This is a genomic window from Roseibium marinum, from assembly GCF_002906165.1.
In the GTDB taxonomy this organism is placed as follows: Bacteria; Pseudomonadota; Alphaproteobacteria; order Rhizobiales; family Stappiaceae; genus Roseibium; species Roseibium marinum.
In genome coordinates this window covers 727,389-745,029 of sequence record NZ_PPCN01000001.1, presented here as the reverse complement: position 1 = coordinate 745,029, position 17,641 = coordinate 727,389, and the positions used below count along the sequence as shown (strand labels likewise).

Below are 17,641 nucleotides of genomic sequence, written 5' to 3'. Positions count from 1 at the left end.
CTATTTGACGGTGCAATCGCGGGTCGTCAAACCCTTGATAACCATATCTGAGTCAAACTCACCGATAATACGGTGTTCCCATCCGGCGAATGCGCCGCGTTGCGCGGTCCCGCGGGCAAGCGCAGCACGCCGTTTCGGACTTTTTTATGAAGGCGTGACCTAGTCTCGCCACAGTTCAGGCTCTAAACCGCTAAATGCTCACGCTTTACCATCATCCGTTCTCGCCGTCGTCCCGGTTCGTGCGACTCATCCTCAGTGAATACGGGGCCGCGTTCGAGGAGCACCACATCAACCCCTGGGAACGGACGCAGCAGCTTCTCATGCTGAACGCGGCCGGCACGGTTCCGGTCCTGGTGGAAAACGAAGGTCCCTCGATCTGCGGTCCGGGTCCGATCATGGAATATCTCGACGAAACCCGTGGGTATGCGGTCGCCGACAAACGCCTCATGCCCGATCATCCGGACGCCAGAGCCGAAACGCGGCGGCTGGTGGAGTGGAGCCTCACCAAATTCGATCAGGAAGTGGTCGGTCACCTGGTGCGCGAGCGCATCTACAAGCAGATCATGCCGAAATCCGTCGGTGGCGGTGAACCGGATTCCGCCGCGCTCCGGGTCGCCAGGGCCAACATCCACCACCATCTGAAATATTTCGCCTATCTCGTCGCCGCCCGCCGCTGGCTGGCCGGGGACCGGTTGTCCTTCGCCGACTTCGCCCTCGCCGCCTGCCTGTCCTGCGCCGATTATCTGGGGGAAGTCTCCTGGAGCGACGAGGAAGACATCAGAAGCTGGTACGCCCGGGTGAAATCGCGCCCCAGCATGCGCCCGCTTCTGGGCGAGAAGGTGCTGGGCATGCCGCCCGCCCAAACCTACGCGGATCTGGATTTTTAGGCTGTCGAGCCATAGGGTCGGGAGCGGACCCCGCTTCCAGGTCCGTGACCCAACACGCGCTGCAGACAGTCTTGGATAAAAAAAAACGACACCTCCTGACCGCATTTGCCGAGAAGGCATCCGGCCTCGGCTTCGACGATGTCAGGATCGCGCCGGCCGACGGCATCCCGGAGGCCGGGGACCGTCTGCGCCGCTTTCTCGACAAGGGCTATCACGGCACCATGGGCTGGATGGCCGAAACTGCGGAGCGCCGTTCAGCGCCGGTCAACCTGTGGCCGGAGGTCAAATCGGTCATCATGCTGGCCATGAACTACGGACCGGACGCGGCGCCCGAAAATCATCCGCTTGCCCATCTGCAGGACAGGAGCAGCGGCGGAATATCGGTCTATGCCCGCCATCGCGATTATCACGACATCATCAAGGGGCGCCTGAAGGAGCTTGCGAGTTTCCTGGTGTCGCGCGCCGGCGGCGACGTCAAGGTCTTCGTCGATACCGCCCCGGTGATGGAAAAGCCGCTCGGGCAGGCCGCCGGGCTCGGCTGGCAGGGCAAGCACACAAACCTGGTCTCGCGGGACCTCGGCTCGTGGTTCTTTCTCGGTGCGATCTTCACGACGCTGGACCTGCCGCCGAGCGGTGCGGAAGAGGACCATTGCGGCTCCTGCCGGGCCTGCCTCGACAGTTGCCCGACCGACGCCTTTCCCGCGCCTTATCAGCTCGACGCCCGCCGCTGCATTTCCTATCTGACCATCGAGCATCCCGGCCCCATTCCGGGCGAATTCCGCGAGGCGATCGGCAACAGGATCTACGGCTGCGACGACTGCCTTGCCGCCTGCCCGTGGAACAAATTCGCCTCAGCCGCGCGCGAAGCCAAGCTGATCGCGCGGGAGGATCTGAAAAATCCGAAGCTGGCGGACCTGCTGTCCCTGGAGGACGCGGCCTTCCGGGCTCTCTTCTCCGGCTCGCCGGTCAAGCGCATCGGGCGCGGCCGGTTCCTGCGTAACGTTCTGATCGCCGCCGGCAATTCCGGGCAGCCTGTCCTGCTGGACAAGGTCCGGCCGCTGCTGAAGGACGCAGATCCGGTCGTCAGAGGCGCCGCGGTCTGGGCCTACCGCCGGTTGGCGCCCGAACAATCTGTCCTGGCCGTCAGACCCGGGGAAATGGCGCAGGAAACCGACGAAACCGTCCGTGCCGAATGGCTGGCACCGCACCGGCTTTGAGAACCGGAAAACCACCGGCGTCCTCAAGTGGGAGCGGCTCGACGCCGTGATGAGATTGGGTCATAGTCATGGAAAGGTCGGAAATGTTTCCTTTAATCGGACCCGGCCGCGATTCATCCGGCCATTTCCGATTATCCTTTCTGGAGCCATGATATTGTTTTCTCAGCCTGTATCCACTTCACGGCCTAAGCTGGCGAAAGCCTCCGCCCGGCTCCTCGCCCTTTGCGGCGCACTGATCCTGGTCTCCGGAGCCGCCTTCGCGCAGGACAAGGGAACCGCGGCGTTCGACGCCTATGTCAAAGGCCTTGAAAAGCTTGGCGTCGAGATTGAAACCGGCGCCGTCGCCTATGACGAGGCCAGCGACACGCTGACCGTGACGAACCCGAATTACACTTTCAGCGGCACAATCAGGAACCTTCCGCCGAAAGAGACGGAGGCGTCCGGAAAAGACGGGGCCAAGGATATGGTTCCTTCGAAACCGAGGGATCTGGCCTTCGCCATTTCCATGTCCAGCGGCTCGCTCGCCATTACCGGACTGATCCACGAGGACGGCGATTTCAAGACCGGGAGCTGGACCCATTCCGACGACACCAGGCTTCTGGTGACAGGATCGGTCGAGAACGAAGGCCGCCTTAAGGTCGAGGGCCGGCTGGCGGGCATTTCCGCGACCGGTTACAGCTTTACCCTGCCGGAAATACCGGCGGAAGACCCCGATCATCCGGTCAGCCGCTGGCTGCCCTTCATGCAAGCGCTCTTTCTGACGTCCTATGAGGAGGTCAGGATCGACAGCACCGGCCTGACCTTCGAAGGCCATGCGAGCACGGACGGCAAGGAGACGCTGGCCTTTTCCGGAACCTCCGAATTGGACGGCTACCGCATGGCGGATGCCGAAAAAGGCTGGATCGGGGAATATTCCATCGATCTCATGACCCAGGACCTGCGCACGCTCGATCCGGCTACAGGCAGGATGCTGCGCCAGACGACGCGGCAGGGCAAAACCGTCTACCGGGATATCGACGCCGCCGCCATCGTCGATCTGTTCGATCCGGACGTTCCGGTCACGGGTGAGGAGGAGACGCTGATCGGCTCCGGCTCCATGGTCGATTATGAAAGCTCGCAGGATCTGCCCGATGGCAAGGCGCTCAAGACATCTGTCGAGAGAGGATCGATCCGCGATATCACGGTCGTCAAGCAGGGCAACTCTCTGCTGTCGATGCTGGACCAGTTGCTGAACAAGAAAGCCCCCGCGCCGGAAGAGCTGATTGCCGGCGTCTTTCAGTTCTACCGGTCCTTTGCCATCGCCGATGCGAGGATCAGCGGTATTTCCGTCGAGTTTCCGTCACCCGGCCCAGCCGGGCCGGGTGACGGAGATGTCGGTATCACGATCAGGGAAATGGCGATGACCGACATCAGCTCCGAAGGGATCGGCGAGATGCTGATCGTCGGTCTCGATGCGCCCGAGCTTCCCCAAGGCAGCTCCGTGAAGCTCGACTGGGCCGCGATCGGCGACATCGAGTTCGCCGAATATTCGCCCATGCGCGCCATGATCGCCACGCTGATGGCCGATCCGAACTACGGTGAAAGCAATCCGCTCGACGTTGCACGCGCCTTTCTGCCGCGCTCCTTCGGATACGAGATCGAGGGTCTGGATGTGAACCTGCCGGAAATCGGCCGGACCCAGATCGGCAAGGCCGAGATGACCCTGTCCACCTCCGTTCCACCGGTCCCGACAAGCCTCTACGTCAAGAATGACGGCATCCGGGTTCCCGTCAGCGCCATCGAGGACGAGGACACCAAGGCCCTCCTTCAGGCACTCGGTCTGGAGACACTCGACTGGTCGGACGAGACGCGCCTGTATTGGGACGAGGCGACGCTGGAGCTGCGCCTGGAGCGCCTGATGCTGGATATCAAGGGGCTGGGAAAGGCTGAAGCTTCCGCCCGGTTCGCCAATGTGCCGAAAGCCCTGTTCGAAGATCCCCAGGGCCAGGGACAAATGGCGGCGATCGTCGCGCAATTCGTCGATGCGTCGGTGGTCTTCAAGGATGGCGGACTGACAGCCAAAGGCCTTGCCCACGTCGCGGAGCAGCAGGGCATTCCGGAAAATGTCTTCCGCGAGGCCCTGGTGGCCCAGGCAACCGAGGCGACAGCGGTGATCGGCAATGAGGCCTTCACCCGGATGGTGAGCGAGGCGGTTTCGGCATTCCTGAAGGACCCGAGGGAATTCAGGGTGACGCTGAAGCCTGAAAATCCGGTGCCGATGGCGCAGATCCTCGGCAGCATGGCCACTCCCCAGGTGCTGCCCGTTCTCCTCAATGTGAACATCGAGGCGAACTGAAAAAGAGGCAAATCGCCTCCTTTGCGGATCAATCTATGATGAATGCCTGCACCTTCCCCTTGTGGGGAGGTGTCGGGGCGGGGGTGCACCCGTATTTGTGGCAACTTTCCGGGTCAATGCGATAGCCCTGGGGGGAGACAGGGAGGAAACCGGACACCAACGGTTGCTCCCATACAATGCAAGATTTCCAGGAGCCTGCCGCGCCTTCATCGACCGCGAGCAGAAACCTGGCCGCCGTTCAACCCGAGTTCGTTGCGCTCATGACGTGAGGTGCGAAAAGGCCGCGACGACCCGTTCATAAACCGGGCGCTTGAACGGGATGATCAGATCCGGGAGGCGCGCGGCGTCTTCCCAGCGCCAGGCGTTGAATTCAGCCGAATGTCCGTGCGGAGGGGTCAGGACGTCTATCTCGTCCTCGGAGCCGTCGAAACGGTAGGCAAGCCAGCGCTGCGCCTGACCGCGATACTTTCCCTTGCGCGACGCCCGGACGACTTCGGGCGGATAGTCATAGGCAAACCATTCCGGCGCTTCTTCCAGCAACGTCACGGATCGGATCGAGGTTTCCTCGTAAAGTTCCCTGCGCGCGGAGCGTTCCGGCGTTTCCCCCTTGTCGATGCCGCCCTGCGGCATCTGCCAGGCATAATCGTAGGAGGAGGATCCGGAGCCATCGTCACGGCTGCCAATCCACACTTTTCCATCTCGGTTGATCAGCATGATGCCGACACAGGGACGGTACGGAAGCCCCCCTGCCGGTTGCGGAAATCCCGGTCCAAGTTCAAGCTTCGTCACACCCTGCACCTATCTGTCGATGGTCGCGCTGACCGGCACAAGCTGCAGGCCGCGTTCTTCAAGATCCCGAGACCATTTTTCAAGCTGGCGCACTGTCACCGGAAGCGCGGAGCCTGCTGCAACAGCAACTCCGCGGGCACGAGCTATACTTTCAAGTTGCAACAGCTTCGCGTCAATTTCGTCTTCCCGCGGCACCTCGTCCAGAACCACGTCGACACCGCTGAACGGGAGGCGCGTTTCCGCGGCGACCTCGGCCGCGATGCTGCGTGAGGATGTCCCGTTGTCGACAAACATCAGTCCCCGCCCCTTCAGCTTCTCCATGAGGAACTGCATGGAGGGCTTCGTGGAGGTGAAGCGGGCGCCCATTTCGTTGATCGTGCCGACATAATTGGTGGCGCGCGTCAGCAGAAAGACCAGCCGCTCAACCATCTTGTCCGGCATGAGGCTGACAAGAAGGGTATGGGGGCCCGGATCGTTGTCGGGAAAATCGAAGGGCTCTAGGGGCAACTGCAACAGCAATTCATGGCCCTCCATCCGGGCCTGCTGCATATACAGGTCCAGTTCCTCTCCATAGGGAGCCAGGGCGAAGGTCACATCGGACGGCAGGCTGCTGATGGCGTTTCGGGTTCCGGTCTCGCTCAATCCCAATCCGCTCACGATGACGGCAATCCTGGGGATGGAGGTGAATTCACGCACGATCGGCCGGGAATAGGCATCGAGCGGCCGCACTCCGGCATCGCTGACCTTCGGCAGAAAGCCGAGTTCCGAGCGTTCGCTCACCCGCGTGTCCGGATTGAGGGAAAGGCCGGTTACGGGAGCGTCCGGCCCCAGCCCGTCCGGGCGCATAACCATCTCATAACGGGGACCGAGCAGGTCGCCGCTCGTTTCAGGTCGCAGGTTGGGACCCAGATCGTCACCGATACCAGGCCGGATTTCGACAACTTCGATGTCCTGGGAGGTCACGCCCTCGACAACGGCGTCCAGCGGCAGAACCGCAACGGGCTCTCCGCCCACCGGATCGTCCACCACTGCGACCCAGACGAGCGTGGTGGTGACGATCACACTCAATAGGCCCGCACCGATAAGACCGAACGGCAGCCTGACAAGCCGCCGTTTTCCCATACCTAGGGGAGCTGTGAGATCTTCGCTCGACATACCGTCCTGAGCCTGTTGACCGGCGCGCGAACGGGCTGACCGGCATCATGGTTGTTGTATGGATACGCAGAACGAGAATGGAAAATGTGCGCCGGCGGACCGGCGCACATTGCTGTTTGTCAGTTTTTGACGGCCGCGCTGTCGGAGACCGGCGGGAAGGCGCTGTTCGCCTGAATACCGCGCAAGAGGTCCAGAGCCAGCTTCAGCTGGGTGTCGTCTTTCGGATCCGCCGGCACATAGGCCTGGCTGCCGGATTCTTCCTCACCGTCGGCTTCCAGGTGGCCGCGCAGACCCGCTTCCCCCTTGGTGTCGACACGGCCGACCAGCTCTTCCGGCAGCTCCTGCAGGGCTTCGATATCCGGCACGATGCCTTTCGCCTGGATGGAGTTTCCGGACGGCGTGTAATAGCGGGCGGTCGTCAGTCGGATCGCGCCGTTGGCACCCAGCGGAATGATGGTCTGCACGGAGCCCTTGCCGAAGGAACGGCTCCCCAGGATGGTCGCCCGGCGGTGATCCTGCAACGCGCCGGCAACGATTTCCGAAGCTGAAGCAGACCCGCCGTTCACGAGAACGATCACCGGTTTGCCATCCGTCAGATCACCCGCACGCGCATTGTAGCGCTGGGTTTCTTCCGCTTCGCGTCCGCGGGTCGAAACGATTTCGCCCCGGTCGAGGAAGGCATCGGACACGGCGATTGCCTGATCCAGAAGACCGCCCGGGTTGTTGCGCAGATCGATGACAAAGCCTTTCAGCTTGTCCCCACCGATATTGCCGCTCATTTCCTCAATGCCGTCCCTGATACCGTCGAAGGTCTGTTCGTTGAACTGGGTGACACGGATATAGCCGACATCGTCCTCTTCCCGCCAGCGCACGGACTGGATGCGGATAATGTCGCGGGTGATGGTGATGTCGAACGGTTCCGCGCGGCCCTCGCGGCGGAGGGTGACCACGATGTCCGTATGAACTGGACCACGCATCTTCTCGACCGCTTCGTTCAGCGTCAGACCCTGAACCTGCTCTCCGTCGATGGAGGTGATCAGGTCGCCGGCCAGGACACCCGCCTTGGCCGCCGGTGTATCGTCGATCGGCGAGACGACCTTCACAAGACCGTCTTCCATCGTAACCTCGATGCCGAGACCGCCGAATTCGCCGCGGGTCTGCACCTGCATGTCGCGAAAACTCTTCGGCGACATGTAGCTGGAATGGGGATCCAGCGATGTCAGCATGCCGTTGATGGCATTCTCGATCAACTGGGCATCGTCCGGCACTTCCACGTAGTCCGAGCGTACCCGTTCGAACACGTCACCGAACAGATTGAGCTGCCGGTACGTATCCGTTGCCGCCGCATTGGCTGCCACGGACACATTGAGCGGCATCTGGGCCATTGTCGTGACTGCCGCAGCTCCCATCAGGGCACCCACCAGCAGCAAGGAAGCTTTCCGTATCATCCGCGAGCCTTTTCTTCTTCTATGTGCGCCCACCAGGGTGTGGGGTCGATCGCACGGCCGTCCTTCCGAAATTCAACATATAGTATCGGCTGGGTCGAACCCAAGCCAAAGGTCGAGGCGCTTGCCCATTGCGTCGCGCCCATGACCCCAACCGGTTCCCCGGTAAGAACAAATTGCCCCAACTCCGCATCGATCCGGTCCATCCCGGCCAACAGCACATGGTAGCCATCACCGGTATTCAGGATCAAGAGCTGTCCGAACGAACGGAACGGTCCCGAATAGACCACCCAGCCGTCCGCCGGAGAGGTTACATTAGAACCCGGCCTTGTGGCGATAGATTGTCCTTCCGTCACACCGCCAAAATCATCTTCCTCACCGAAATCCTTGAGAAGGGTTCCGGCAACGGGCTGAGGCAGTTGGGCCCTCGCCTCCTGGAAAGGTATCACCGGCGCCAGCCGTCCCGGATCGGAAAACGGATCAAACCCGCGTGATGACTTTCCCTTCGTCTCCAGCGACGCCTGCCTGGACTTCTCCGCGGCCTCGCGGGCGCTTTCGATTTCAGTTTCCAAATTCGCGATCAGCTCCTGGAGAGACCCGGCCTGCTCGGCCAGTTCGGCGGCGCGCTGCTTCTCCGCTTCGAGATCCCGTACGGATCTTTGATGTTCCTGCCTTTTGGCGCTCAACAGAAGCTCCAGACGCGACTTTTCCTCAGCCAATCGCATCGCATCGCCGCGCAGACGGTTTTTTTCCTCGGCAATCACGCTTCTGATCCGGTGAAGCTCCTCCAGATCCTCCGCCAGAGCCTCCGTCTCCACTTTCAGCTCCGGCATGACGGCGTTCAGGAGAATCGCACTGCGGACAGCGGACAAGGCATCGCTCGGGCGCACAGCCAGGGCTGGCGGAGGGCGCCGTCCGAGTCTTTGCAGCGCGGCCAGCACTTCCGACAGAATATCGCGGCGGGCGATCAGGGACAGCCGCACGGCGTCCTCGTTCTCGCCAAGACTTCTCAGCCGGCGCTCGGTATCGGTCAGTTCGGTTTCCAGGCCCTGGATCGTATCGGACGTGCCGATGATCCTGGCGTTCAGCGTTTCGCGATCCCGGTCCAGGGACCTGATTTCGCGGGCGATGGCGGCCTGGCGGTCGGTGGAGACTTCAATGTCCCGCGACAGTGCGGCCAGTTCCTCTTCGCGCACCTTTTTGCTTTCGGCCGCGGCATCGGTCTCCGCTGTGGCGGCGGGCCGGTTCTGCGGCGCTTCATCAACGCTTTCGGTCGCGAGCGCCGGCAGCGGCAATGCAAGCGCGCCCGCAAGAAGGCTGCCCAAGAGCGGCTTGACAAGCAGCCGCTTCTTAAGTCCAGGACGCACGACCTTGATGCGATCCGGTTTCAACCTGTCTCAGCTCCCGAAGGTTAGACCTGTTTGCGATACACAGTCTGTGTTAACGAACCGTTTACCCTGTCGGCCGGTTGCTCAACGTCAGCTCCCGCGTGTATCGCCTCACGCTCCAACCTCTTTTTCCCATGATGATCTGACCGTTACGTGCCGATTGCGGCGAGATACGGGCAGCGGCGCGTTTTCCCTGCGATAGCCGCATTAAAGATCCTTCATGATTCAACATGATTCAATGCCAGCGACGCATGACGGCTCCGGCAGTGGCATTACGTCACGGCGTGCCTGTACACCAGATCGCGGGGATCGTTGCGCGGGGCCTGCGCATCCAGCTTCGCGCCCAGCCGTTCGGCAAGCCTGCAGGAGCGGATATTGTCCGGATCCACATAGCTCACAAGGGTCTGCAGGCCGCGTTCCTTCAGGCCCCAGTCCCGAAACGCCTTTGCCGCTTCGAAGGCAATCCCCTTACCCTCCGCATGCGGATAGACCAACCAGCCGATTTCATGTTCGGGAAAGAGCGGGCCATGATTGATGCCCACCTGACCGAGGCATCGGCCGGAGCCGCGCTCCGCGATCATCAGGGCTCCATGTCCCATCAGCGGCCAGAGCGCCACGTCATGGCAGAAGGCGCCCCAGGCCTTTTCCTTCGACATCGGGCCGCCCATATAGGCCGCGCGGTCCGACTGCATCAAAGCGGAGAAATCCGGCCAGTCCTCCATCGTGATCGGCCGCAGGATCAGGCGTTCTGTTTCGATCGTCGGGATCACTGCAATTCCTCTTCAGGTTTGTTTCAGCGCCGCGACATCAGACCCGGTGATAGGGATGGCCCGACTGAATGGTCATGGCCCGGTAGATCTGTTCGGCCAGCAGGATGCGGGCGATCTGATGCGGCCAGGTCATCGCGCCGAGAGCCAGCTTGAGATCCGCTCTTGCAAGAGCCTCTCCGCCGTGGCCGTCAGCGCCACCGATCGCGAAGACGATTTCCGGCACGCTGTCGTTTTTCCAGGTTTCCAGCGTCCGGCTGAATGCCGCACTGCTCATGTTCCTGCCGTTTTCGTCGAGAACAACGAGGCGGGCGCCGCTCTGGAGCGACGCGAGAATGCCGCCGGCCTCTTCCGCCTTGCGGTCTTCGGCGCGCTGAGCACGGCTTTCCGGCATTTCATTGAGGAGCACCCCGGTTATGCCGAGGCCGCGGCCGGACTTGCGGGCCCTGTCCAGATAACGGTCGAGAAGGTCCCTGTCCGCACCAGCCTTCATCCGGCCAATGCAGGAAAGCGTAAAGCGCATGAAATCTCCGCCGGAAAACGATCCGGTGACTTTATCCCTCGGCGGACAGAGGCCCTGCCGTCAGGACCTCATTCCCGTCTCAACCGATATATTGCGGTGTTTCGTCCGCTTCCGGCGCCCACATCTTTTCAAGATTGTAGAAGCCGCGTACTTCCGGACGGAAAATGTGAACGATCACATCACCCGCATCAATCAGCACCCAATCGCAGGTGGCCATACCCTCAACCGTTGCCTTGCCGGCGCCGGCCGCTTTCAGGTCCTTCTGCAAATGATCCGCTATCGCGCCCACATGACGGTGGGAGCGTCCGGACACGATCACCATGTGATCGGCCAGGGAACTTTTGCCTGCGATGTCGAGAGTAACAACGTCCTCAGCTTTGGAGTCGTCCAGACTGGTGAGGACCGTATCGAGAAGGTCAGCCGCAAGATCAGTGCTTACGGATGCCTGCAGAGGAGAGGACATATCTGTCCGCCCACTTTCAAAGGTCATGGTCAGGTGTTGTGCCTTTCGCCGTTTGTGCCGTCCTGTGCCCAACGTCGTCACGAACAAAAAAGTTCGACTTCATACGTCACCCGTTTTGGATACAGGACCGGTTGACCGTACCTCGGCCGCGTCACCGCGACCGCGCCTATAATACCGCTTCCCGTTTGGCATTTTCAAGACAGGGATTTTCACATGGCAAATCCGGAGTTTACCGTCTCCGGATTTGCCGCAATTTTGTCGAGGATGTCTGGTCCAGCGGGGTGTGCAGAAAGGTCCAGACAGGGGCTTTCATGCCGGGTAGAAGTGCCGCATCTTCTTCCGGAAGTCTATATTTTTCATAGACTTTCGCCATCGGCGACGACAGAACCGAGAGCGATGCGCCCGGCCGGTCGACAATGGCGACCGGTACCGAGCCGACAATGGCCCGCCAGTCCTGCCAGCGATGAAAGCCGGCTAAATTGTCCGCCCCCATGACCCAGACGAATCGCACGGCCGGCCGCCTCGCGCGCAGCGCCATGATCGTTCTGGCCGTATAGGGCGTGCCGAGAACCGCCTCGTAAGCGGTCACTTTCATGCGCGGATGATCGGCAAGCGCGCTGGTCAGGTGCAGCCGCGTTTCCAGCGGCGCGAGATCTGAATGGCTCTTGAGCGGATTGCCCGGCGTCACGAACCACCAGACCTGATCGAGCCCCAGCCGCTTGAGCACGGTCGAGGCCACAAGCCGGTGACCGGAATGCGGCGGATTGAACGATCCGCCGAAGATGCCGATCCGGTTTCCGGCTTCGGCATGGGGCAGTTTCAGCCAGTCACGGCCGAGGTCCGGCCCAGGACCTGAAGCACTCATGGGCGCGTCTGGCCCGTCCCGTGAACCTTGTATTTGAAACTGGTCAGCTGTTCGACGCCGACCGGTCCGCGCGCATGCATCCGCCCCGTGGCGATGCCGATTTCCGCGCCCATGCCGAATTCGCCGCCATCGGCAAACTGGGTGGAGGCATTGTGCAGGACGATGGCCGAATCGACTTCCCGCTGGAACCGCTCCGCCGCGCCCTGGTCTTCCGTCAGGATACAGTCGGTGTGGTTGGAACCGTACCGGGCGATATGGTCCATTGCCGCGTCCAGATCCTTGACGACCTTCACCGCGAGGACCTTGTCGAGGTACTCGGTGGACCAGTCATCCTCGCTGGCCGGAACGATGTTTTCGCAGATCTCGCGCACGCGGGCGCCGCCGCGGATCTCGCAGCCCCGTTCCTGCAGGGCCTTGACGATCACAGGCAGGTGGCTGTGAGCGACGTCCTCATGCACCAGAAGCGTTTCCAGCGAACCGCAAATGCCCGTGCGGCGGAGCTTGGAATTCACGACGATATCGACGGATTGGCTCAAATCGGCGGCCTTGTCGACGAAGATATGCACGAGGCCTTCCAGATGCGCGAAGACCGGCACGCGCGCCTCGCTCTGCACGCGTTCCACAAGGCTGCGGCCGCCGCGCGGCACGATGACGTCGAGATTGCCGTTCAGACCGCGCAGCATTTCGCCCACCGCCGCCCTGTCGGTGACCGGAACCATCTGGATGGCGTCTTCGGGAAGTCCCGCCGCCGCGAGACCTTTCTGAAGGGCCGCGTGGATCGCCCTGTTGGAGCGGATCGTGTCGGAGCCGCCACGCAGGACCACCGCATTGCCGGCCTTCAGGCACAGGGCCCCGGCATCGGCCGTCACGTTGGGACGGCTTTCATAGATCACGCCGATGACGCCGAGCGGCGTGCGCACGCGCTCGATCTTCAGACCGTTCGGGCGTTCCCAGGCGGCAATGACGCTGCCGACGGGATCCTCGAGTGCGACGATATCCTCCAGCGCCCTGGCGATGGCCTCGATCCGCTCTTCGGTGAGGGTGCCGCGATCGAGGAAAGACGCGGCCTGGCCGTTGGCGGTCATGGCGTCGATATCCTGCCTGTTTCCGGCAAGGATTTCCGGCATCGAGGCGCGCACGGCAACCGCCATCTCGCGCAGGGCCTTGTTCTTCTGCTCTGCCGGTGCCGTGGCAAGGATCCGCCCGGCTGCGCGGGCACGCTGCCCGATCCGCGCCATCAGGTCCTCGGTGGTCTTTGCCTCGACTACATCCAGCATAGCTGCAAACTCCTGTTCAACCGGTATGTCTCCGGCCTTTTAACCTGTTCCGTTCAAAAACGCATCTTCCAGGACCAGATCGTCCCGATGGATCATTTCGGCGCGGCCCGGATAGCCGACAATCGCCTCGATTTCCCGGCTGTTGCGCCCGGCGATCAGTTGGGCCTCGTCCGCGTCATAGGCGACAAGACCCCGGCCGATCATCCCGCCCTCGGGATTGAGCAGAATGACGGCATCGCCGCGGGTGAACGTCCCGGTGACCGATGTCACGCCCGCGGGCAGCAGGCTCTTGCCGGATTTCATCGCCTTGACCGCACCGGCATCCAGCACAATCCTGCCGCGCGGCTCCAGGTGACCGCCGATCCAGGCCTTGCGGGCGCTGGCCGGCGTGGCGATTGCCGGGAACCAGGTCCCCCTGCCTCCCTCGTCGAGGCGCTTCAGCGGATTGAGTTCCTTGCCGGAGGTGATGACCATCGAGGTTCCTGCCGCGGTCGCGATCTTGCCTGCGTCGATCTTGGTTTTCATGCCGCCGCGTGAAAGCTCCGATCCGGCGCTGCCGGCCATCGCCTCGATTTCCGGCGTGATGCGCGCGACTTCCGGCAGGAACACGGCATCGGGATCCTGTTGGGGAGGCGCGGTATAAAGCCCGTCGATATCGGACAGCAGCACCAGGCAATCGGCACTCGCCATCGTGGCGACACGCGCCGCCAGGCGGTCATTGTCGCCGTAGCGGATTTCCGAGGTGGCCACAGAGTCGTTTTCATTGATGATCGGCACCGCGCCCAGTTTCAAAAGCATGCCGATTGTGGCGCGGGCATTCAGATAGCGGCGGCGTTCTTCTGTGTCGCCCAGGGTCAGCAGGATCTGTCCGGCCTTCTTGCCATGGGCGCCGAGCGCATCCGCGTAGGCCTGCGCCAGCGAGATCTGCCCGGCGGCGGCGGCAGCCTGGCTTTCCTCCAGTTTCAGCGGCCCCGCGGGCAGCCCGAGAATGCCACGGCCGAGAGCAATTGAGCCGGAGGAGACGATCAGCACCTCGGCGCCGGAATCGACAAGCGCCACCAGATCGCAAACCAGGGCATCCAGCCATGCGCGTTTCAGCTCACCCCGTTCGACCAGCAGGGCGGACCCGATCTTGACGACGATGCGGCTGTAGCCCTTCAGGCCGCGGGACGCGGACGTCACGGATGCCAGCCCTCCTGTTCGGGTGAGGGAACCTGATTGGCCGCGTCCTGCTTGTCCTTGTCGATGGCCCGCACGATCATGCGCAGCGCCCGGTCGACATTGAGACCGCTGGCCGAGGACAGGATCAGCGGCTTCTGGCCGCACGCGGCTTCCAGGCTTGCCGACTGTTGGGCGATCAGCTCCTCGTTGAGCGCGTCGCATTTGGACAGGGCGACGATTTCCGGCTTGTCCACGAGGCCAGCGCCATAGGCCTCCAGTTCGCCGCGAACGACCTTGTAGGCTTCGCCCGGATCTTCCATGCCGGAGCCGTCGACCAGATGAAGCAGCACGCGGGTGCGTTCCACATGGCCGAGGAACCGGTCGCCGAGACCCGTGCCTTCATGGGCGCCTTCGATCAACCCGGGAATATCGGCCATCGCGAAGCTGTTGCCGTCGATCTGGACAATGCCGAGGTTGGGATGAAGGGTGGTGAAGGGATAGTCGGCGATCTTCGGCTTGGCCGCGGTCACCTTGGACAGGAATGTCGACTTGCCGGCATTGGGCAGGCCGACCAGTCCGGCATCGGCGATCAGCTTGAGCCGCAGCCAGATCCATTTTTCCTCGCCCTCGAGACCCGGATTGGCCCGGCGCGGCGCCTGGTTGACCGAAGACTTGAAATGCGCGTTGCCGAAGCCGCCATTGCCGCCCTTGAGCAGCAGCACACGCTGGCCCAGTTCGGTCAGGTCGGCAATCAGCGTCTCGTTGTCTTCCTCGAAGATCTGCGTGCCGACCGGCACCTTCAGAACCACGTCGCCACCATGGGCGCCGGTGCGGTTGCGGCCCATGCCGTGAATGCCGGTTTCGGCCTTGAAATGCTGCTGGTAACGGTAGTCGATCAGCGTGTTGAGACCGTCGACACATTCGACGATCACATCGCCGCCCTTGCCGCCGTCGCCGCCGTCCGGACCGCCGTATTCGATGTATTTCTCGCGCCGGAACGAGACGCTGCCCGCCCCGCCATTGCCGGAGCGCAGATAGATCTTGGCCTGATCGAGGAATTTCATTGTTCTTCTCTTTTTATCCGGTTGTCAGGCCTGATCCTGTCTCGAGTCAAAGCCGTTTAAAAAATCTTTCCGTGTCAGTTCCATGCGGATGGCAGGCACCGTTGTCCCGCGCGATACACTGGCGCAGTCCACTTGTCCGACCTCACGGAAACCGAGTTTTTCCGCAACCTTGAGGGAGGCAGGATTCTCGGTCATGGCCTCGCAGGCCACAAGCTGGTGATCCGTGTTGCGGAACAGCCAGTCAATCGCGGCTCCGACCGCCTCGCTCATAAACCCCCTGCCCCAATAGGGACGCCCCAGCCAATAGCCGATCTCCGGGGTCTCCTGCAACTTTTTGAAGGCGAAGCCGCCGATCATTTCACCTTCATGGTCAATCTGAAAGCCGAGGTCTCCGGCTGTCTTCCAGTCGGCCCAGCTGTCCACGGACGCCTGCAGCGAGGTTCTGCCGCGCTCCAGATCGTAAGGGTGGGGCACACGCGACAGCATCCTGGCAACTTCATAGTCGCCCAGCAGTTCCGCACAGCGCTCCAGATCCGCAGGGACCGGTGGCCGCAACCGCAGACGGTCCGTCTCCAGGTTGATCGGGGTCATGACAATACCCTCGCTGCAGAATTAAACGTTTCAAACGTCAGCCTGACCCGTGTGCCGGGCAGGTCCTGACCCCGGGATTTGATCCGCAGGCGGTGGGGGTGCGGCCCGGCAAAGCCGAGTTTGCGCAGTACATTCAACGAAGCGCTATTTTCGTCCAGCGCGCCGCTCAAGATCGACGCGTCCCGGAAGGCTTCAAAATACCAGGCAAGCGCCGCGCGTCCCGCCTCGGTCATGAGCCCCCTGCCCCAATAGGGTTTGCCGAGCCAATAGCCGAATTCCGGTGCGGGCCCGTCACGCCCCACCGAGACGGCACCGATCAGCCCGCTGCCTTCGTCGATTGCAAAGGCACGTTCCCCGCCGTCCGCGTAGGCACATGTCTGGTCGATCCACCAGAGCGCATCCTCCCGGCGGTAGGGATGCGGCACGAGGGAGAGCATGCGGGCAACGTCGAAATTCCCGACAAGCTCAACAATCCTGTCGGCATCGCCCTGCGCAACAGGCCGCAGCACCAGCCTCGCCGTCTTGAGAACTGGAAGGCTCATGCCGGTTCCTTCCGGGCTTCGAAGTCGGCCCGCTCCAGCCGGACAACGACATTGGAGACCTTCCGGTCCAATGCCTTGGAAAAGCGTTCCGTCATGCTGTGCGGCCTGAAGCCGAATTTGCGCAAGAGCGCCCGCGAACGGGTGTTGTCCTCGAAGGCGCGGGCGGCAATCGCATCGGTTCCATAGGCATCGAAAGCCCATTGCAGAACCGCTTCCACCGCCTCGCCGGCGTAGCCGTGGCCCTGGAATGGACGGCCTATCCAATAGCCAAGCGACGGCAAATCGGGCAAGTCGTCCAGATCTCCGGGCGCTTCGACCGCCACGACGCCGATGAAGACACCGCCCAGGGTCACCACGAAGGGCGCCTCGGTCTCCATCGGGTTCGTGCCGACCACCTTGTTGACGAAATCTTCCGCCTCGCCTTCGACATAGGGCCAGGACGCGCCGGTGAGCCAGCGGACGATTTCAAAATCGCGGCCGCCCAGATCGGCGATCGCGGAGGCATCGCCCGCGGCAAGCGCCCGCAGGATCAATCGCCGCGTCTTCAATTCCGGTAAGGTGATCATTGTCCCTGTCCCCATCCCTTGAGCGACTTCCAGACGGCCCGTTCCAGCGTATAGCGCTCGATCGGCACGGATCCGCCCGCGCCGATCGAGCGGATCATCGCCTGGTCGCGGTACTGGAACCCGGATTTGACCAGCACCCGGCGGGAGGCCGGATTGGTCACCCTGCAGGAGCCCTGAAGTTCGTTCATGCCGTGCCAGGTGAAAGCGTGATCGACGAGGGAATGCACCGCCTCGGTCGCGAAACCCCGCCCCCAGAACGGTTCGCCCAGCCAGTAGCCGACATGGACAGGGCCATCCGCCTCCACGGCCGCGTATCTGGCTATGCCGATCAGCCGGCCGGTGCTTTTCAGCCGGATCGCGAAGACGGCCGTGCAGGGCCGGTCATGACCCGCCTTTTCGATCAGGGCGCGGCCATCCCTGGCGGTGAAGGGATGCGGCATGGTGGCGAGGTTCGCCGCCACGGTCCTGTTGTCGGCCAGATACACCAGATCGGCCAGATCGTCCCTGCGCGGCTTGTCCAGCCGCACACGAACCGCTTCCTGCGGCAACGGGGCCGCGATCAGACTGCTCTCGTCTAATAAACCATCGCTTTCAACAACCATTTTT

The 17,641-nt window shown here is 62.4% G+C and carries 18 protein-coding genes; 3 read left to right on the top strand and 15 right to left on the bottom strand.

Annotated elements, in window-relative coordinates; genetic code table 11:
• Window positions 1-194 precede the first annotated feature (194 nt).
• The 3 genes from CLV41_RS03495 (at window position 195) to CLV41_RS03485 (ending at window position 4,439) form a co-directional block, all read left to right on the top strand.
• Window positions 195-887 (top strand): glutathione S-transferase family protein, encoded by a 693-nt coding sequence (locus CLV41_RS03495; protein WP_103220850.1) that lies wholly within the window; start codon window positions 195-197, stop codon window positions 885-887.
• Between the two features lie 71 nt (window positions 888-958).
• Entirely contained in the window at window positions 959-2,104 is a 1,146-nt protein-coding gene (gene queG / locus CLV41_RS03490) for a tRNA epoxyqueuosine(34) reductase QueG (RefSeq protein ID WP_235867044.1), read from the top strand.
• 154 nt (window positions 2,105-2,258) lie between these two features.
• Complete coding sequence (locus CLV41_RS03485) at window positions 2,259-4,439, top strand: hypothetical protein (protein ID WP_208987251.1); 2,181 nt, start codon at window positions 2,259-2,261, stop codon at window positions 4,437-4,439.
• 258 nt (window positions 4,440-4,697) lie between these two features.
• Here CLV41_RS03485 and CLV41_RS03480 read toward each other — a convergent pair whose 3' ends face one another.
• The 15 genes from CLV41_RS03480 to CLV41_RS03410 form a co-directional block, all read right to left on the bottom strand.
• A complete protein-coding gene (locus tag CLV41_RS03480) occupies window positions 4,698-5,228 on the bottom strand; it encodes an RNA pyrophosphohydrolase (protein WP_103221512.1) in 531 nt (176 codons plus the stop codon).
• Between the two features lie 9 nt (window positions 5,229-5,237).
• Window positions 5,238-6,383: a divergent polysaccharide deacetylase family protein gene (locus CLV41_RS03475; RefSeq protein ID WP_208987250.1), complete on the bottom strand. Its 1,146-nt coding sequence runs from the start codon at window positions 6,381-6,383 to the stop codon at window positions 5,238-5,240.
• Window positions 6,384-6,502: 119 nt separating this feature from the next.
• Complete coding sequence (locus CLV41_RS03470) at window positions 6,503-7,831, bottom strand: S41 family peptidase (protein ID WP_103220848.1); 1,329 nt, start codon at window positions 7,829-7,831, stop codon at window positions 6,503-6,505.
• Window positions 7,828-9,219: a murein hydrolase activator EnvC family protein gene (locus CLV41_RS03465; protein ID WP_208987249.1), complete on the bottom strand. Its 1,392-nt coding sequence runs from the start codon at window positions 9,217-9,219 to the stop codon at window positions 7,828-7,830. The genes CLV41_RS03470 and CLV41_RS03465 overlap by 4 nt, the downstream gene beginning before the upstream one ends.
• A 269-nt stretch (window positions 9,220-9,488) precedes the next feature.
• Window positions 9,489-9,992, bottom strand: coding sequence for a GNAT family N-acetyltransferase (locus CLV41_RS03460; RefSeq protein WP_103220847.1), 504 nt, complete (start codon window positions 9,990-9,992; stop codon window positions 9,489-9,491).
• A gap of 31 nt (window positions 9,993-10,023) precedes the next feature.
• Window positions 10,024-10,506, bottom strand: coding sequence for a 23S rRNA (pseudouridine(1915)-N(3))-methyltransferase RlmH (gene rlmH / locus CLV41_RS03455; RefSeq protein ID WP_103220846.1), 483 nt, complete (start codon window positions 10,504-10,506; stop codon window positions 10,024-10,026).
• Between the two features lie 79 nt (window positions 10,507-10,585).
• Window positions 10,586-10,969 carry a ribosome silencing factor gene (rsfS, locus tag CLV41_RS03450; protein ID WP_103220845.1) on the bottom strand — a complete coding sequence of 128 codons (384 nt, stop codon included), beginning with the start codon at window positions 10,967-10,969 and terminating at the stop codon, window positions 10,586-10,588.
• 229 nt (window positions 10,970-11,198) lie between these two features.
• Window positions 11,199-11,834: a nicotinate-nucleotide adenylyltransferase gene (locus CLV41_RS03445; protein ID WP_103220844.1), complete on the bottom strand. Its 636-nt coding sequence runs from the start codon at window positions 11,832-11,834 to the stop codon at window positions 11,199-11,201.
• The gene (locus tag CLV41_RS03440; protein ID WP_103220843.1) at window positions 11,831-13,111 is read right to left on the bottom strand and encodes a glutamate-5-semialdehyde dehydrogenase; all 1,281 of its coding nucleotides are present in this window, start codon (window positions 13,109-13,111) and stop codon (window positions 11,831-11,833) included. The genes CLV41_RS03445 and CLV41_RS03440 overlap by 4 nt, the downstream gene beginning before the upstream one ends.
• Window positions 13,112-13,150: 39 nt before the next feature.
• On the bottom strand, window positions 13,151-14,293 hold the full coding sequence (gene proB / locus CLV41_RS03435; protein ID WP_170107104.1) for a glutamate 5-kinase: 1,143 nt from the start codon (window positions 14,291-14,293) through the stop codon (window positions 13,151-13,153).
• Entirely contained in the window at window positions 14,290-15,336 is a 1,047-nt protein-coding gene (gene obgE / locus CLV41_RS03430; RefSeq protein WP_103220842.1) for a GTPase ObgE, read from the bottom strand. Before obgE ends, proB begins: the two co-directional genes overlap by 4 nt.
• Window positions 15,337-15,360: 24 nt before the next feature.
• Window positions 15,361-15,927: a GNAT family N-acetyltransferase gene (locus CLV41_RS03425; RefSeq protein WP_103220841.1), complete on the bottom strand. Its 567-nt coding sequence runs from the start codon at window positions 15,925-15,927 to the stop codon at window positions 15,361-15,363.
• A complete protein-coding gene (locus tag CLV41_RS03420) occupies window positions 15,924-16,469 on the bottom strand; it encodes a GNAT family N-acetyltransferase (RefSeq protein ID WP_103220840.1) in 546 nt (181 codons plus the stop codon). Before CLV41_RS03420 ends, CLV41_RS03425 begins: the two co-directional genes overlap by 4 nt.
• Complete coding sequence (locus tag CLV41_RS03415) at window positions 16,466-17,035, bottom strand: GNAT family N-acetyltransferase (protein ID WP_103220839.1); 570 nt, start codon at window positions 17,033-17,035, stop codon at window positions 16,466-16,468. The genes CLV41_RS03420 and CLV41_RS03415 overlap by 4 nt, the downstream gene beginning before the upstream one ends.
• Entirely contained in the window at window positions 17,032-17,637 is a 606-nt protein-coding gene (locus CLV41_RS03410) for a GNAT family N-acetyltransferase (protein ID WP_208987247.1), read from the bottom strand. The genes CLV41_RS03415 and CLV41_RS03410 overlap by 4 nt, the downstream gene beginning before the upstream one ends.
• Window positions 17,638-17,641 lie beyond the last annotated feature (4 nt).

What these genes read in the sequence shown, in the direction of transcription:
- CLV41_RS03420 (WP_103220840.1), bottom strand. Translation starts at nt 16,469, where the DNA reads ATGAGCCTTCCAGTTCTCAAGACGGCGAGGCTGGTGCTGCGGCCTGTT.
- obgE (WP_103220842.1), bottom strand. Translation starts at nt 15,336, where the DNA reads ATGAAATTCCTCGATCAGGCCAAGATCTATCTGCGCTCCGGCAATGGC.
- rlmH (WP_103220846.1), bottom strand. Translation starts at nt 10,506, where the DNA reads ATGCGCTTTACGCTTTCCTGCATTGGCCGGATGAAGGCTGGTGCGGAC.
- CLV41_RS03415 (WP_103220839.1), bottom strand. Translation starts at nt 17,035, where the DNA reads ATGATCACCTTACCGGAATTGAAGACGCGGCGATTGATCCTGCGGGCG.
- CLV41_RS03475 (WP_208987250.1), bottom strand. Translation starts at nt 6,383, where the DNA reads ATGTCGAGCGAAGATCTCACAGCTCCCCTAGGTATGGGAAAACGGCGG.
- CLV41_RS03445 (WP_103220844.1), bottom strand. Translation starts at nt 11,834, where the DNA reads ATGAGTGCTTCAGGTCCTGGGCCGGACCTCGGCCGTGACTGGCTGAAA.
- CLV41_RS03495 (WP_103220850.1), top strand. Translation starts at nt 195, where the DNA reads ATGCTCACGCTTTACCATCATCCGTTCTCGCCGTCGTCCCGGTTCGTG.
- CLV41_RS03425 (WP_103220841.1), bottom strand. Translation starts at nt 15,927, where the DNA reads ATGACCCCGATCAACCTGGAGACGGACCGTCTGCGGTTGCGGCCACCG.
- CLV41_RS03470 (WP_103220848.1), bottom strand. Translation starts at nt 7,831, where the DNA reads ATGATACGGAAAGCTTCCTTGCTGCTGGTGGGTGCCCTGATGGGAGCT.
- rsfS (WP_103220845.1), bottom strand. Translation starts at nt 10,969, where the DNA reads ATGTCCTCTCCTCTGCAGGCATCCGTAAGCACTGATCTTGCGGCTGAC.
- CLV41_RS03440 (WP_103220843.1), bottom strand. Translation starts at nt 13,111, where the DNA reads ATGCTGGATGTAGTCGAGGCAAAGACCACCGAGGACCTGATGGCGCGG.
- CLV41_RS03410 (WP_208987247.1), bottom strand. Translation starts at nt 17,637, where the DNA reads ATGGTTGTTGAAAGCGATGGTTTATTAGACGAGAGCAGTCTGATCGCG.